Raw genomic sequence first — 15,721 nt, forward strand, 5'->3', positions numbered from 1 at the left:
ACTGACTCCATGAGCCTGCTCAACGTCGGAGGCCGCGCGCTGCTGGCCAACCAGGTGGCCCTGCAGACGGCCGGCCATAACATCGCCAACGTGAACGTGGCCGGCTATTCGCGCCAGACGGTGTCGATGCGCACCGTGCAAGGCCAGTTCACGGGCGGCGGCTACATCGGCCAGGGCGTGGACATGCAGACGATCCAGCGCAACTACAACGAGCTGCTGACCAAACAGTCGGCAGCTGCCGGCTCCGTCCAGCAGGCCGATGCCGTTCGCGCGCAGCGGCTGGCGCAGGTGCAGGACATCTTCAAGGGCGGCGCCTCGGGGCTGGGCGCCTCCATCACCGACATGATGAATTCGCTGGCCGACGTGGTGGCGGCGCCCAGCGACATCACGGCGCGCACCGTGACGCTGACGCGGCTCAACGAAATGGCCGGCCGCATCCGCTCGGCGGCCGACCAGCTGGGCGAGGTGCGGTATTCGGCCGTGCAGCAGCTCACGGGCAACATGGAAAAGATCAACGCGCTGGCCAAGAGCGTGGCCGACGTGAACGAGCAGATCGCCCGCACCAAGGGCAACGGCCAGACGCCCAACGACCTGCTGGACTCGCGCGATCAACTCATCCGCGAGCTGAACCAGTACGTGCAGACCTCGCAGGTGGCCGCCGACGACGGCACGGTGGGCCTCTTCGTGGCGGGCAGCCAGCCCCTGGTGCTGGGTACCGTGGCGACCACGCTGTCGGTGCAGGAGTCGTCGCAGTTCCCCGGCAGCGGGCAGATGCGGATGTATTTCAACCGCCCGGGCGCAACGTCCGTCGAACTGGATGAAGGCATGCTGGGCGGGGGCGAAGCGCCGGGCCTGCTGCGCTTCGTCAACAACGACCTGGCCGAGTCCAGCAACCTGCTGGGCCGCATGGCCCAGGGCATCAGCATGTCCATGAACGCCCAGCAAAAGCTGGGCCTTTCGCTGGACGGCGTGCCCGGCAAGGCGCTGCTGACCCAGCAAACCTCCGCCCAGGCCTACACCACCGGGACCGCACAGGGCTCGGTGGGCTTTTCGGACCCCACACGCTTTGCCGCTTCGAACTACGAGGTGCGCTTCAGCACGCCGCCGGGCGGCCAGGTGGTGCGCCTGTCTGACGGCCAGGCCACCAACTTCACCGACCTGACCGACCTGTCGAGCAAGACCATCGACGGGCTGCAGTTCAACCTGACCACCGCCGGCACGGCCGGCGAGCGCGTGCTGTTCCAGCCCTTTGCCACTGCAGCGTCCAACCTGCAGGCATCCATCTACTCCCCCCGCGACCTGGCCGTCGCGAACCCGATCAACGCCTCGATGGCCGCCTCCAACGCCGGCTCGATGCAGCTGGCCTCGCTCAAAGCCACCGGCCGCCAGCGCGATGCCGCCACGGGTCAGATCGTCTCGACCGGCACCCTGAACCTGCCGCCCTCGCCCACCGCGCCGGCCACCACCGGCGGCGGCGTGAAGCTGAGCTTCGTGGCCGGGCCGCCCTCGGGCTACACCGTCTCGGGCACCACCACGCGGCCGCTGAGCGTGGACCCCGCGGCCGCCTATACTCCGGGCGTCACGGTGGTCCCCTACACCTCGGGCCAGCCCATCGAGATCGACGGCTGGTCCATCACGCTGCAAGGCGCGCCCAAGGACGGCGATTCGGTCACCGTCGGCAATTCGCGGGACGCGCAGTTCGGCGACGCCTTCACCCGCAATGCCGGCAACGGCAAGGCGCTGATGGATCTGCGCGACGTGAAGATGTTCGACGACTCCACGCTGAGCGACGGCTATGCCAGCCTGATGGCCCAAGTGGGCACGCGCACGCAGAGCGCCCAGTACGCCGCCAACCTGTCCTCCTCCATCGCCAAGAATCTGGAGGCCGACCGCACTGCGGTCTCGGGCGTGAACCTGGACGAGGAAGCCGGCAAGCTGATCCAGTACCAGCAGGCCTATCAGGCTTCGGCCAAGGTGCTGCAGATCGCTCAGAACGTCTTCGACAGCCTGATCCAGACCATGGGCCGCTAAGGGCCGGCGCAGGCAAGCATGCAGTCCACCGCACGGAGCATCACATGACCAATTTCTACCGCGTCGGCACGGCCAACATGTTCGACGCGACGCTGACGAACCTCAGCGCACGACAGACCAACCTGGCCGACCTGCAGGAAAAGCTCACGTCAGGCAAGCGCGTGGTGCGGCCCAGCGACGACCCGGTGGCCTCGGCGCAGGCCGAGCGCTCGCTCACGCGCATCTCGCGCATCCAGACCGAGCAACGCGCGCTGGAGATCCAGCGCAATGCCATTTCACAGGCGGAATCCACGCTGGGCGATGCGGTCGGCATCATGCAGGAAATCCGCCAGCTGACCGTAGCCGCAGGCAGCGGCACCATCAAGTCCGACGACCGCGTGACCTACGTCAAGCAGATCGCCAGCCTGCGCGAACAACTGACCGAAGTGGCCAACCGCAAGGACACCAACGGCATTCCGCTGCTGGGCGCGCTCGGCAGCCAGCTGACGCCCTTCCTTGGGCCGCAATCGGGTGTGCCCGACTACTCGTTCGCCGGACAGCCCGGCCAGGGCGCCAGCACCGGCACGGCCCTGACCAGCACGCTGGACGGCCAATCCGCCTTCATGTTCGACGTCAAGCGCGACGGCGTGTACACCGCCACCATCAGCGACGTGCCCAACGGCCGCACCTTCACCACCGACGCAGTGAAGGTCTCCGATCCCAGCCAGCTCACGGGCAACGACTACCAGATCACCTTCAACCCGGTCGGCCCGGGGGCCACCCCCGGCACCACCAGCGCCACCTACACCATCACCAACCTCACCACGAACACCACCTCGGCCCCGGTGACGCTGCCGGACTACCCTTCCGACAAGCCCGCCACCATTGCGGTGAGCGGCGTTCCTGGCATGAGCGTGACCATCAACGGCACGCCGGCCGCGGGCGACCAAGTCACCCTCAAGCCCAGCGCCAGCATCTTCAGCAGCATCGACTCGGCCGTGCGCAACATCGGTGGCGCCATCAACAACAACGGCTCCACACAGGCCGTGGGCCAGGCACTGGCCGCCATCGACAAGGGGCTGGACCAGCTGCACAACATGCGCGGGTATGCAGGAGAGCTGCTCAACCGCGCCGACCGCATCACCGGCGACCAGCAAAACCGCTCGATCCAGCTGGAAGCCGACCGCTCCCGCGCCGAAGACCTGGACATGGTCCAGGGCATCTCGGACTTCCAGAACTCGCAGATCGGCTACGAGGCCGCGCTCAAGTCTTACGCACAGGTGCAGAAACTCTCGCTGTTCAACTTCATCAGCTGATAACGCCAGCTTTACCACTACAGTGCGTCGGAGCCACGATGCGCTGCGACGTGGCGCCCCAAGCCCCGGCGCTCGGCTACCGGGCGAGCCCGCCGGCAGCCGAGCGCCGGGCCCGTGGTTTTCCCACATCAGGCCGCGCACCCGCATGCGGCATGGTCTCTGACAATGCGCCATCATCCGGCGCACCGGACAGCATCACTCCATCCCATGGCTCAATCCGTTCTCGGCAATCTCGTTCTCGGCTACCGCCCCCTGTGGAACGCACAGCGGCGGCTGGCGGGCGTGCAGCTCTACGTGCAGAGCGACGGCAGCACCGCCGTCGATGCACCGCACCTGCTGCGCACCCTGCAGGAGCTGTGGTCCTCGCATTCGCCACGGCTGCTGCTGTCGCCGCAGAATCGCCAGCTGCTGGCCGACCTGCTGGAACAAGCCCCCGCAGGCAGCCCCTGGATCGAGGTGCGCGGCGAGTGGCTGCAGCAAGACGCGGCCCTGCATGCTCGGCTTGAGGCCGCCCACCGCCGCGGCCTCAAACTGGTCTGGCGCGGCGGGGTGGAGCAACTGCCCGAGCCGGCCGTGGCCGGCTGCTTCGACAACAGCCTGCTGAGCCTCTCGCCCGCCGACGCGGCCACCGCGCTGCAGGCACGCGCTGCGCACGCCACCGCCCAGCGCCAGGCCGCCCGCGCTCCCACCGGACCGGCCAGCCCCGTGATCGACGGCCAGATGTACGAGAACCTCGCCAGCCGCGCGCTGATGCAGCACTGCCTGGACGAGCACCGCGCCGTCGCCGTGGCCGGCTGGCCACTGGAGGACGTGCTCTACAGCATGCGCCACCACCCGCTGCAGCCCGCGCATGACACGGTTCACGCGCTGATGCGCGCCATCGATGCCGAACAGTCGCTCGACGCCTTTGAACACATCCTGGGCGAGGACCCGCTGCTGGCCTGGCGCTTCATGGTCTATACCAATTCGGCCGCACTGGGCCTGCGCACGGGCATCGATTCGCTGCGGCGCGGCCTGGTGATGATGGGCTATGGCTCGCTGCAGCGCTGGCTGTCGGACCAGCTGCCGCACTGCGCCACCGAGCCCGACCTGCGCCCCATCCGAGAATCCATGGTGCTGCGCGCGCGGCTCACCGAGCGCCTGCTGGACGCCGGCGTGGAAAACGAGCTGCGCAGCGAGGTCTACATGTGCGGCCTTTTTTCGCAGCTCGACGACCTGCTGGCCGAACCGCTGGGCACCATCCTGCGCCGCCTCCCTCTTTCTGAGCGGATCTACGACGCCATCGTGCTGCGCACCGGCCCCTACGCCGCCAGCCTGGACATGGCCTGTGCGCTGGAGACCGACGACATGGCAGCGATCAGCCAGCTGGCCGAAACGCACGAGATGGACCTGGAGGCCATCAACCGCGCCCTGCTGCGCATGTTGGCCGACCTCGGAGCCTAGGGCGCTCGGACACGCGGCCCGGCCGTCAGAGCTGCGTCGCGAGCAGCGCCTCGAAGCGTGGTGCCGGCACCGGCCGGCTGAACAGGAAGCCCTGGAACTCATGCACGCCCCGCGAGGACAGCCACTGCAGCTGGCCCTCGGTCTCCACGCCCTCGGCAACCATATGCAGGCCAAGGATGCGGCACATGGAGATGATCAGGTCGGTGATCGGCGCGTTGTCCGCGATGCTCTGGATGAAAGTCCGGTCGATCTTCAGCGTCTGCAACGGGTAGCGCTGCAGATAAGCGAGATTGGAGTAGCCCGTGCCGAAATCGTCGATCGCGATGCGAAAGCCCTGCTGCCCGAGTTGCTCCAGCGTCTGCACCGTCTGCTTGTCGTGCCCCAGCAGCATGGACTCCGTGATCTCCAGCTCGAGGGCGCTGCAGTCGCCGCCCCAGCGCTCCAGGATTTCCATAAAACTGTCGAGCAGTTGCGCATCGGCCAGCTGACGCGGCGACAGGTTGATCGATATCAGCAACGGCCAGCCCTGGGCCGCCCACGCCACCTGCTGGCGTACCGCGTTCTCCAGCACGAACCGCCCCACCGCCAGGATCAGCCCCGACTGCTCGCACAGCGGAATGAAATCTCCCGGGGGGACCAGGCCGCGCTGCGGATGGTTCCAGCGCACCAGCGCCTCGGCACCAACGATACGTCCGCTGGCGATATCCAGCCGAGGCTGGTAATACACCTCCATCTCGCCGTTCTCCAGCGCGCGGCCGAGCTCGACCTCCAGCGCCAGGCGCATCTGCGCCTTGACCGCCAGATCTGCGGAGTAGCGCGATATGCCGTCGCGGCCCCGCTCCTTGGCGCGGTACATGGCCATGTCGGCGCGCCGCAGCAGCTCACCGATGGAAAGGCCGTCATGGGGAAAGATGCTCAGCCCGACGGAGGACGTGACGCGAACCGGGGTCTGGCCGAGGATGAAGCTGCGCGAGATGCTCTTGCGGATGCGCTCGATCGGCGCGCTCGCTTCGTTCACGACACCTTCGGTCGCCAGTAGCACCAAGAACTCATCTCCACCCAGCCGGGCGATCAAATCGCCCTGGCGGGTTTCCGAGCGCAGGCGCCGGGCGATCTCGACCAGCAACTGATCGCCCGCCGCATGGCCCAAGGAGTCGTTGACGTCCTTGAAGTGATCCAGGTCGATGAACAGGAGCGCGGCCTGCCGGCCGCTTCTGCCGAGGACCTCCAGGGCCGGCTGAAAGCACGCCACCAGCGAGCTGCGGTTGGGCAGCCCCGTCAGCGGATCGTGCTGGGCCAGGTAGTGCGCGTGGCTTTCCGCATCCTTGACGTCGCTGACATCCACCTCGCTGAGCAGCCAGGCCGGAACGCCGGTCACCGCATCCCGGCAACGCCGTACCGATATCTCGTGCCAGCGTTCGCCCTGACGGGTCTGCACCTGGGCCACGATGCGCGCCTCCCCCTGCCGGCGCAGCGAAGCGCGCAGGAGCGCACGCTGGTGGCGGTCGATGATGTAGTTCAGCCCGCCGGGCCGCGGCTCGGGCAGTCGTTCACGTGCGGCGGGATTGCGGTAGAGCAGGCGCCCACGCGGGCCATACATCGAGATCATCACCTCGGTGTGCAGCAAAGCCTCCACACTGCGGATCGACTCCGGATCGGACGGCTGTTGCCGGTCCATCGCCTCGCAGAAAAGCGCCATGCGGCCATCCGCCAGCCGGTGACCGCAGAAGACCATGTGCAACGTCAGCGGCTGGCCATTCGGGTACAGCGTCCACTGCTCGGTGAAGCGCGCCGTGGAATGCTCGAAATCCTGCTGGTACTGCCGCAGGCGACGGGCCACGGCCGGCGACATGTCCGCGCCCATGTCGCGACTGCACAGCTCATCCAGGGACGCCGCATTCCAGATCTGCAACGCCAATTGATTGGCCCAGACCATGCGGCCACGGTCGATGTCGAACACCCAGACGGCATGGCTGATGAGTTCCAGCACGCCGTACGCCTCCAGCGGCTGGCCCGGGCCGGGCGCCGCCTCGGCTCCGGGCTGCGCGGCGCCGGAGCGCCCCGCTTGCGCCCCACCGGGTTTCATGGCGTCGGGCAAGAGCATGGGATCGCGCCGCCCGCTGGCAGCGCCCCCCGGGCCCACTCGCACTGATGGCCCGCCCTCGCGGTGACATGAAGAATCCGTCTGTGGTTCATCGCGTGTTTCCCTCCATCGTCCTCAATCATGACGCGTTGTCCGTGGCCCCGCTCCCTGGCCGAGCGGCGCACGGCCAGCACGCGGGCCCGGAAGCACGAGCGCCACCGCCGCTGCACGTCACACGGCATGGGGCGAGCTCGCGGCAGATCATCCACCGACGCCAGGCAGCACGGCGGAAAAATTATCTGCCAACACCCGATCCAGCAGGCTTGGCTCCCTATCGGGACTCGGCCGGGGGCCGGCTCGGCGCGCCCCGCCTCAGCGCGGCCCCGCCCGTTCCTTCATCACCCGCGCCCACACCTTCCAGAACGCCACGTCCTGCGTGGTGGTGAAGTTGATGCGCATCAGCGTGCAGGGCTGGCGCGTGGCGTGAAAGAGTGCGCCAGGGGCGATGAGATAGCCCTCGTCCAGCATGCGCTGGGCCAGCATGTCGGTATCCACGCCCGTCTCCACCCAGCCAAAGAGCCCGGCCGGCTCCGACGCGAAGCGGCAGCCCGCCTCCAGCGCCAGCTGCACGCTGCGCGCGCGCGCCTGCGCCAGGCGCTGGCGCATGCGGTCGGCGTGGCGGCGCAGCTGGCCCTGGTCGATGCAGAGAGCCAGGGCCTTTTCCAGCAGCGAGGGCGTGGTCAGGGTGGACAAGAGCTTGGTGTCCAGCAGCCGCTCGACCAGCGCGGGCGGCGCGGCCAGATAGCCCACGCGCCAGTTGGGCGCGAGGATCTTGGCGAAGCCGTTCACGTAGATGGTGCGGCGCAGCCCGTCCAGCGCGGCCAGCCGCGTGGCGTGGTCGGGCGCGATGTGGCCGTAGGTGTCGTCTTCGACGATGTGGAAGTCGTGGCGCTGCGCCAGCTGCAGCACCTGGTGCGCGCGGCCTGGCGACAGGCTGTAGCCCGTGGGGTTGTGCAGCACGCTCACGCTCACGAAGAGCTTGGGCGCGTGTGCCTCGCAATAGCGCTGCATCACGGCCAGATCGGGCCCCTCGGGCCCACGCGGCACGGGCAGCACCCGCATGCCCAGGGCGTCGAGCCGGGCGAACTCCACCGACCAGCCGGGCTCCTCCACCATCACCGGATCGCCCGCCTTCAGCAGCGTGCGGCTCACGATGTCCAGCGCCTGGGTGGCACCCACGGTGGTCATGATCTGTTCGGGCTGCGCATGCACGTTGATGGCCGTGAGCCGCCGCGACAGCGCCTGGCGCAGCGCGGTGTCGCCCATGGGCTCGCCATAGCTCAGGGAGCCGTCCTGCAGCGACCGGCTGCCGGTGATCTTGCGCACGGCGGCGGGCAGAAAGCGCGCCTCCTCCAGCCATTCGGGCGGAAACACGCCCGTGCCGGGCTGCGGCAGCGACGAGGCCTGATGGAACATGCCGCGGATCAGCGCCGTGGCGTTGATGTGCGAGCCCGACACGCGCACACCAATGCTGCCCAGAGGGGACGGGAGGCTTGCTACGCTATTAATAGCAACCTGCCCAGGTGAATCTTGGGCTGCAGGCGATTTTTGCAGATAGTCGCGCACGAAGAAGCCGCGCTGGGGCCGCGCCTCCACCAGGCCCTGCGCCAGCAACTGGTCATAGGCCGAGACCACGGTGTGGGGGCTCACGCCCTGCTGGCGCGCGCATTCGCGCACCGAGGGCAGGCGCGCGCCGGCCGGCAGCAGCCGCGAGCGGATGCGTTCGGCAAAGCGCTCGGCGAGCTGTTCGGTCAGGGTACGGTCGGAAGAGCGAGTGAGCATCGGTGCGGCATGGGTCGGCAGCTGTGCCGCTACATGAGCCAATACAGATCATGCAACTGCAACACTGTCTGTACTGGAACTGTAATGGAATCAATCCTACAGTGACTTCACGGTGTCTGCATGACATCCGTCAACGACCGCCACACCGAACGCCCCACTCGCCATGCCCTTCGTCGAATTCACCGCCCTGCTGGCCCTGGCCACGGCCATGAGCTTTTCGCCCGGCCCCAACACCACCTTGTCCACGGCGTTGGCGGCCAACCGGGGATTGCCGGCCGCCATGCGCTTCGTCTGCGCCGTGCCGGTGGGCTGGACGGCGCTGCTGCTGCTCTGCGCAGGCGGCCTGGGCGCACTGCTGGTGGCCGCGCCGCTGCTGCGGCTGGCCGTCAAGGCGGTGGGCATCGGCTATCTGCTGTATCTCGCTTGCAAGCTCGCTCGCAGCGGCCGCATGTCGCAGGCCGATGCGGCCCGGCTGAACGTGGGCTTCTGGCAGGGCGTGGGCCTGCAGTTCCTCAACATCAAGGCCTGGCTGCTGGCCCTCACCCTGGTGGCCGGCTGGATCGCTGGTCGCCCCGATGCGATGCCGCGCCTGGCCTGGGTCACGCTGGTGATGCTGTTCTTCGCCTTCGCCAGCAACCTCGCCTATGCCGCTGCCGGCGCGCTGCTGCGCCAGTGGCTGGCCCAGGGCCACCGGCTGCTCTGGTTCAACCGCGCCATGGCCGCCGTGCTGGTGGCCACCGCCGCCTGGATGACCACGGCCTGAGCCGTCACCACACGCCCACCCCAGAGAACAAGGCCCGCCATGGCAACTGCCGCATCCTCAACCTCCCCGCCGCCGGGCCCAGCCGCGGCCCCAGCGCGCGCCAGCGCCGAAACGCGCGGCCTCTGGCTCGGCCTGCTGGGCGTGGCGATCTTCGCGCTCACGCTGCCGATGACGCGGCTGGCCGTGGGCTCGCCCGAAGCGCCGCAGATGAGCGCCCTCTTCATCGCCATGGGGCGTGCCGCCGTCGCGGGCCTGCTCTCTGCCGCGCTGCTGCTGGCCCGGCGCGCGCCGCTGCCGCAGCGGGCGGACTGGCTGCCGCTGGCCGTGACGGCAAGCGGCGTGGTGTTCGGCTTTCCGCTGCTCACCTCGCTGGCGATGCGCCAGGTGCAGGCGGTGCATGCCAGCGTCATCGTCGGCCTGCTGCCGCTGGCCACGGCAGCGGTAGCCGCGCTGCTGCACCGGCAGCGGCCTTCGAGCGGCTTCTGGCTCTGCGCCATGGCAGGCACTGCCCTGGTGGTGGCCTTCGCCGTGCTGCGCTCCGGCACCGCGGGCCTGGCACTGCACCCGGCCGATCTGCTGCTGATGGCGGCCATGCTCTGCGCCGCCGTGGGCTACGCCTTCGGCGCGCGGCTGTCGCAGCGCATGCGGGCCGATGCGGTGATCTGCTGGGCGCTGGTCATTTCGCTGCCGCTGTCGGCACCGCTCGCAGCGCTGTCCTGGCCGCAGGCTCCGCTGCCGGCCACGGCCTGGGGCGCGTTCGCCTATGTGTCGATCGGCTCGATGTGGCTGGGCTTCTTCGCCTGGTACCGCGGCCTGGCCCTGGGCGGCACGGTGCGCGTGAGCCAGGTGCAGCTGGTGCAGCCCTTCCTGGGCATGCTGGCCGCCGTGCCGCTGCTGGGCGAGCGGCTTGATGCGGTGAGCATCGGCTTCGGCCTGGCGGTGCTGGCCACCGTGGCCCTGGGCCGGCGCATGCCGGTGCGGCCGCCACCCGCGCCCCGGGCAGAAAGGCCATGCCCGACCTCTTGAAACCCCCACTGGCACGGGCTCTGCTGGCGGTTAAGCTCCCCAGCGGCTCCACCCGCAAAGCCACCCCCGGCCGCACAACGGCCGACCTGCAACGACGACAACAGCGCATCGCCTCCACGCATGGAGCGGCGCCTCATGGAGATCACCGGAAATGACGAACTGGACCCTGGCCCAACGCGCCGCAAAGATGAACCCCTCGGTGATCCGCGAGATCCTGAAAGTGACCGAGAAGCCCGGCATCATCAGCCTGGCCGGCGGCCTGCCCTCGCCCAAGACCTTCCCCATCGACGCCTTTGCCCAGGCCTGCGCCACCGTGCTGCAGGAAGACGGCCAGGCCGCGCTGCAATACGCGGCCAGCGAAGGCTATCTGCCGCTGCGCGAAGCCGTGGCCCGCATGCTGCCCTGGTCGGTGGACCCGGACCAGGTGCTGATCACCACCGGATCCCAGCAAGGCCTGGACCTGATCGCCAAGGTGGTGATCGACCCGGGCAGCCGCATCCTGGTGGAAACGCCCACCTACCTGGGCGCGCTGCAGGCCTTCTCGCCCATGGAACCCACGGTGGTCAGCGTGGCCAGCGACGACCACGGCGTGCGGGTGGACGACCTGGCGGCCAAGGTGGGCACGGGTGCCGACCGCGCGCGCTTCCTCTACGTGCTGCCCAACTTCCAGAACCCCACCGGCCGCACCATGCCCGAGGAGCGCCGCGCCGCACTGGTGGCCCGCGCCGCCGAGCTGAGCCTGCCGCTGATCGAAGACAACCCCTACGGCGACCTGTGGTTCGACCAGCCGCCCGCGCTGCCGCTCACGGCCCGCAATCCCGAGGGCAGCATCTACCTGGGCTCCTTCTCCAAGGTGCTTGCGCCCGGGCTGCGGCTGGGCTTCCTGGTGGCCCCCAAGGCCCTCTACCCCAAGCTGCTGCAGGCCAAGCAGGCCGCCGACCTGCACAGCCCGAGCTTCAACCAGCGCATGGTCTCCGAGGTGATGAAGGACGGCTTCCTCGACCGCCACGTGCCCACCATCCGCCAGCTCTACAAACAGCAGCGCGACGCGATGCTGGCCGCGCTGGAACGCGAGATGGCCGGCCTGGACGTGCAATGGAACCGCCCGGACGGCGGCATGTTCCTGTGGGTGCGCCTGCCGGAAGGCATGGACGCCATCGCCCTGCTGCCCGAGGCCGTGGAGCGCAACGTGGCCTTCGTGCCCGGCGCCGCCTTCTACGCCGACGATGCCGATCCGCGCACGCTGCGCCTGTCCTTCGTGACGGCCAGCGCCCAGCAGATCGCCACCGGCATCGCCGCCCTGGCCGGCGCCATCCGCGCGCGCCTGGAACGCAGCGCCGCGCCCGCGGCCGCCGCACTGGCCTGAGCCGGAGGAGCACGACGCCATGTTGCGCCTCTGGGGACGCCCTACGTCCATCAATGTCCGCAAGGTGCTCTGGACGGCGCAGGAACTGGGCCTGACGCTGCAGCGCACCGATGCCGGCGGCCAGTTCGGCCTGGTGCGCGAGCCCGACTACCTGCGCCAGAACCCCAACGGCCTGGTGCCGATGATCGAGGACGACGGCTACGTGCTGTGGGAATCGAACGCCATCGTGCGCTACCTGTGCGCCCGCCATTCGGGCGGCGACCTGTACCCGGACACCATCCCCGCCCGCTTCATCGCCGAGCAGTGGATGGACTGGCAGCAGACCACGCTGAACCCGGCGGGGCGCGATGCCTTCGTGCAATGGGTGCGCACGCCGGCTGCCGAGCGGGACGAGGCCCGCATCGTCCAGTCCATCGCCGCCACCGAGCCGCTGCTGGACCTGCTCGACGCCCAGCTGGAACGCCAGCCCTTCCTGGCGGGCGACCGCTTCACCATGGCCGATATCCCGGCCGGCTGCGAAATCCACCGCTGGTATGGCCTGCCCCGCGACCGCACGCCCCGCCCGCACCTGGACCGATGGTTCCAGGCGCTGTGCGACCGGCCCGGCGCGCGCGGCGTGCTGGATCAGCCGTTGGGCTGACGTCTTCAGACCGCTCCGCCCACCGTTTTTCAGCGCCGATCGCCTGCGGGCTGCGGCGCACGGGCGGAGCCTTGCCCGCGCTATCCGCCAGTCCAATTCCTTTTGTCCTGCAAGCCCCAACGAAAGCGATCCATGCGCCAACGCCTCTTCAAGCAAGTCGATGTCTTCACCGAACAGCCCTACTTGGGCAACCCGCTCGCCGTGGTGCTGGACGGCACCGGCCTCGGCACGGAAGAGATGCAGCACTTCACCAACTGGACCAACCTGTCGGAGGCGACGTTCCTGCTGCCGCCGACCGATGCCGGCGCGGCAGCGGGTGCCGACTACCGCGTCCGCATCTTCTGCCCGGGGCGCGAGCTGCCCTTCGCCGGCCACCCCACTCTGGGCAGCTGCCACGCCTGGCTGGAAGCGGGTGGGCAACCGCGCACGCCCGGCCGCGTGGTGCAGGAATGTGCCGCCGGCCTCATCACGCTGCGGCAGGACGGCGGCCGCCTCGCCTTCGCCGCGCCGCCGCTGCTCAAGAGCGGCCCGCTGGATGAAGCCGACGTGGAGCTGATCGCGCGCGGCCTGGGCCTGCAGCGCTCGGACATCCTCGCCCATGCCTGGTGCGACAACGGCCCGCGCTGGCGCGGCGTGATGCTGGGCAGCGCCGAGCGCGTGCTGGCGCTGCGGCCCGATGCCGCGGTGCTCGGCGGGCTGGATATCGGCGTGGTCGGCCCGCGCGGCAAGGTCGGCGTCATCGCCAATCAGGCGGCCGATGCCCCCGGTGGCACCGCCTTCGAGGTGCGCGCTTTCTTCCCGGGCAACAGCGGCATGGTCGAAGACCCCGTCACCGGCAGCCTGAACGCTGCGCTGGCGCAGTGGCTGATCGGCGCCCATCTTGCACCGCCGCAGTACGTGGCGGCGCAGGGCACGGCCATGGGCCGCGCCGGCCGCGTGCATGTGGAGCAGGACGGCGACACCATCTGGGTGGGCGGCAGTTCGGTCACCTGTGTGGACGGGCAGGTCCTGGTATGACCACGCCCGACGGACTGCACCGCTGCGCCATCGACCACCTGGTGGTCATGGCCGATTCGTTGCAGGCCGGCGCCGACTGGTGCCGCCGCACCCTGGGCGTGGCTCCGGCCATGGGCGGCGAACACCCGCTGATGGGCACGCACAACCGCCTGCTCCAGCTATCCGGGCCCGCCCATCCACGCGCCTATCTGGAAATCATCGCTATCAATCCAGGAGCTAAAGACGCCCCGGCCAACGGCGCAAGACGCTGGTTCGACATGGACGACGAGGCCCTGCAGGTGCGGGTGCGCAGTCAGGGGCCGCAGCTCATCCACTGGGTGGCCTCGGTGCCGGACCTGGCGCCCGCCCGCAGCGCCATAGCCGGCTGCGGGCTGGACCGGGGCGACATCGTGCAGGCCAGCCGCCCCACGCCGCTGGGCCCGCTCCAATGGCAGATCACCCTGCGGCCGGACGGCCAGCGCCTGCTGGACGGCTGTCTGCCCACGCTCATTCAGTGGCGCGACCGCCATCCCTGCTACAGCCTGCCCGCAAGCGGCGTCACGCTGCAGTCGCTGCAGTTGGAACATCCGCAAGCGCAGCTGCTGGCGCGCGCTTGCGGCGCAGCCGGCCTGTTACAGCGGGTGCAGATCACCCCGGCCGTGCAGCCGAAGATCCTGGCCACGCTGGCGACACCGCGCGGTATGGTGCAATGGGCTTCGCTCGCGTCCACAGCCTGAAGCAGGCCCTCCGCAGACCGCAAGCCACGAATCTCCCACGGCATTCCCACGCGGTTCGGAGAGAACTCTCGAGAAGGTCCTCGCTGGTCGTGCAGCTGCACTTCTACTGCTGGCTCAGGCACCCGTCAGCCGCCAATACCCATGACGTGGCGCCAAGAGGGAAACAGCGGCCGAGGCATCCGCTCCGCCGCTTTCGGGGCTGGTGCATAGGCCTTGCTGTTGATCGACGGGAAGTCGATGCGTAGGCGCTTTTTGCAGCCGCCGGCCTGCGCAAGCTGAAAGAGTTTCACCGTGTCTTGTGACTCCCTCGGCGCATCCTGCCCGGAATCACGACGATCAACCCCAGCCAACTGCACATCACGCTTCACACATCCGTAGCGAGCAGTGCAGAACCTCGGGGCACCACGGCATAGCGCTTCTGATTCCATAGCATTCGTCGCTTTTGCGACAAATGTCGGAGGCACATCGGCTCAAGAATCCGCCGATGGGAACCCTCTACCTCGTGCGCCACGCTCAGGCCTCCTTTGGAGCCGACGATTACGATCAGCTCAGCCCGCTTGGGCATCGACAGGCGCATCGCCTGGGCGAGTACTGGCGAAGCCAAGGTCTGCGGTTCGACGCGGTGCTGACAGGCACCCTGCGGCGGCACCGGGAGACGCTCGAGGGCATTTCGCAAGGGCTCTGCACCGACGGGATGCAGGCACAGACGTTTCCGGAACTGAATGAATACGACGGTGCAGCGCTGATCAAGGCCATCCACCCCCAAACGCTGCCCAAAGCCGATACGCCTGCTCTCTATAAACAGCATTTCCGCCTTCTGTGCGATGCGCTGGCTCAGTGGATGGCCGGCACCATCAGCCCTGCCGGCATGGCCAGCTGGGACGAATTCTCCACAGGCATTCACAGCGTGCTCGAACACATCCGTCGCCACCACTCTGGACATGAGGTACTGATGGTGACCAGCGGGGGGCCCATAGGCGCGCTGCTCACTCAGATTCTGGGATCCCCGGCAGAGGTCGGTATCGGCCTGAATATGCGGGTGAGGAACAGCTCTGTGACGGAGCTCAGCACGAGCGCCAAGAGGATCATGCTGCAGACGTTCAACGGTGTTGGACATCTGCAAGACAGTGATCACAGGGAATGGATCACCTATGCGTGAAATCGGAGTCAAGCGCCTACTCCGTATGTATACGCCACCGAAGCAGCTCTCAAGAGCGCTCTGGAAATACATCAGAAAGCACTATGGGCGAGAGGCTGGGAGTCAAATGGCGGTACATCCCAGCTTCACACGTTGCACAGAGCGCCTTCCGGCCGTGAGAAACGGGGGCACCCCAATGCACCCATTAACCCTCGCCCGCGTTTCCCGCACTTGGCCTTAAAGCAATTGGGGTGGCGCGGGCTGGTCTGCCGTATTCAGCTATTTGCGCCCATGGAGGTGGCTCTGCACCTAAGAGGCTGCACAAAGCAAAGCGCCCCGAGTACTTTCGTACGCGGGGCGA

General features: G+C 68.5%; 13 protein-coding genes. 10 read left to right on the forward strand and 3 right to left on the reverse strand.

The genetic code is table 11. The features are described from left to right. Positions 1-9: 9 nt before the first annotated feature. The 3 genes from flgK (at position 10) to AC3A84_RS06700 (ending at position 4,769) form a co-directional block, all read left to right on the forward strand. Positions 10-2,031 (forward strand): flagellar hook-associated protein FlgK, encoded by a 2,022-nt coding sequence (gene flgK / locus AC3A84_RS06690; RefSeq protein WP_487968820.1) that lies wholly within the window; start codon positions 10-12, stop codon positions 2,029-2,031. 44 nt (positions 2,032-2,075) lie between these two features. After that, positions 2,076-3,326, forward strand: coding sequence for a flagellar hook-associated protein FlgL (flgL, locus tag AC3A84_RS06695; protein WP_487968821.1), 1,251 nt, complete (start codon positions 2,076-2,078; stop codon positions 3,324-3,326). A gap of 207 nt (positions 3,327-3,533) precedes the next feature. After that, a complete protein-coding gene (locus tag AC3A84_RS06700) occupies positions 3,534-4,769 on the forward strand; it encodes a YuxH family protein (RefSeq protein WP_487968822.1) in 1,236 nt (411 codons plus the stop codon). Between the two features lie 25 nt (positions 4,770-4,794). On the opposite strand, the gene AC3A84_RS06705 is transcribed toward AC3A84_RS06700, so the two are convergent. After that, positions 4,795-6,873 carry a putative bifunctional diguanylate cyclase/phosphodiesterase gene (locus AC3A84_RS06705; protein ID WP_487968823.1) on the reverse strand — a complete coding sequence of 693 codons (2,079 nt, stop codon included), beginning with the start codon at positions 6,871-6,873 and terminating at the stop codon, positions 4,795-4,797. A 351-nt stretch (positions 6,874-7,224) separates the two neighbouring features. Further along, the gene (locus AC3A84_RS06710; protein WP_487968824.1) at positions 7,225-8,694 is read right to left on the reverse strand and encodes an aminotransferase-like domain-containing protein; all 1,470 of its coding nucleotides are present in this window, start codon (positions 8,692-8,694) and stop codon (positions 7,225-7,227) included. 163 nt (positions 8,695-8,857) lie between these two features. Here AC3A84_RS06710 and AC3A84_RS06715 point away from each other — a divergent pair, with 163 nt between their 5' ends. The 6 genes from AC3A84_RS06715 to AC3A84_RS06740 all read left to right on the forward strand — a co-directional run bounded on the left by AC3A84_RS06715 (position 8,858) and on the right by AC3A84_RS06740 (position 14,222). After that, complete coding sequence (locus AC3A84_RS06715; protein ID WP_487968825.1) at positions 8,858-9,457, forward strand: LysE family translocator; 600 nt, start codon at positions 8,858-8,860, stop codon at positions 9,455-9,457. A gap of 39 nt (positions 9,458-9,496) precedes the next feature. Continuing rightward, positions 9,497-10,483 carry a DMT family transporter gene (locus AC3A84_RS06720; RefSeq protein ID WP_487968826.1) on the forward strand — a complete coding sequence of 329 codons (987 nt, stop codon included), beginning with the start codon at positions 9,497-9,499 and terminating at the stop codon, positions 10,481-10,483. A 151-nt stretch (positions 10,484-10,634) separates the two neighbouring features. Further along, the gene (locus AC3A84_RS06725; protein WP_487968827.1) at positions 10,635-11,849 is read left to right on the forward strand and encodes an aminotransferase-like domain-containing protein; all 1,215 of its coding nucleotides are present in this window, start codon (positions 10,635-10,637) and stop codon (positions 11,847-11,849) included. A gap of 19 nt (positions 11,850-11,868) precedes the next feature. Next, positions 11,869-12,489 (forward strand): glutathione S-transferase family protein, encoded by a 621-nt coding sequence (locus AC3A84_RS06730; protein ID WP_487968828.1) that lies wholly within the window; start codon positions 11,869-11,871, stop codon positions 12,487-12,489. Between the two features lie 132 nt (positions 12,490-12,621). After that, complete coding sequence (locus AC3A84_RS06735; protein ID WP_487968829.1) at positions 12,622-13,506, forward strand: PhzF family phenazine biosynthesis protein; 885 nt, start codon at positions 12,622-12,624, stop codon at positions 13,504-13,506. Continuing rightward, entirely contained in the window at positions 13,503-14,222 is a 720-nt protein-coding gene (locus tag AC3A84_RS06740; RefSeq protein ID WP_487968831.1) for a VOC family protein, read from the forward strand. The genes AC3A84_RS06735 and AC3A84_RS06740 overlap by 4 nt, the downstream gene beginning before the upstream one ends. Positions 14,223-14,347: 125 nt before the next feature. Here the strand turns inward: AC3A84_RS06740 and AC3A84_RS06745 are convergent, their stop codons facing one another. Next, positions 14,348-14,650 carry a hypothetical protein gene (locus AC3A84_RS06745; RefSeq protein ID WP_487968832.1) on the reverse strand — a complete coding sequence of 101 codons (303 nt, stop codon included), beginning with the start codon at positions 14,648-14,650 and terminating at the stop codon, positions 14,348-14,350. A 56-nt stretch (positions 14,651-14,706) separates the two neighbouring features. Here AC3A84_RS06745 and AC3A84_RS06750 point away from each other — a divergent pair, with 56 nt between their 5' ends. Then, a complete protein-coding gene (locus AC3A84_RS06750; RefSeq protein ID WP_487968834.1) occupies positions 14,707-15,381 on the forward strand; it encodes a histidine phosphatase family protein in 675 nt (224 codons plus the stop codon). The last annotated feature ends 340 nt before the right edge of the window (positions 15,382-15,721 follow it).

The sequence above is a fragment of the Paracidovorax sp. genome, assembly GCF_057642795.1.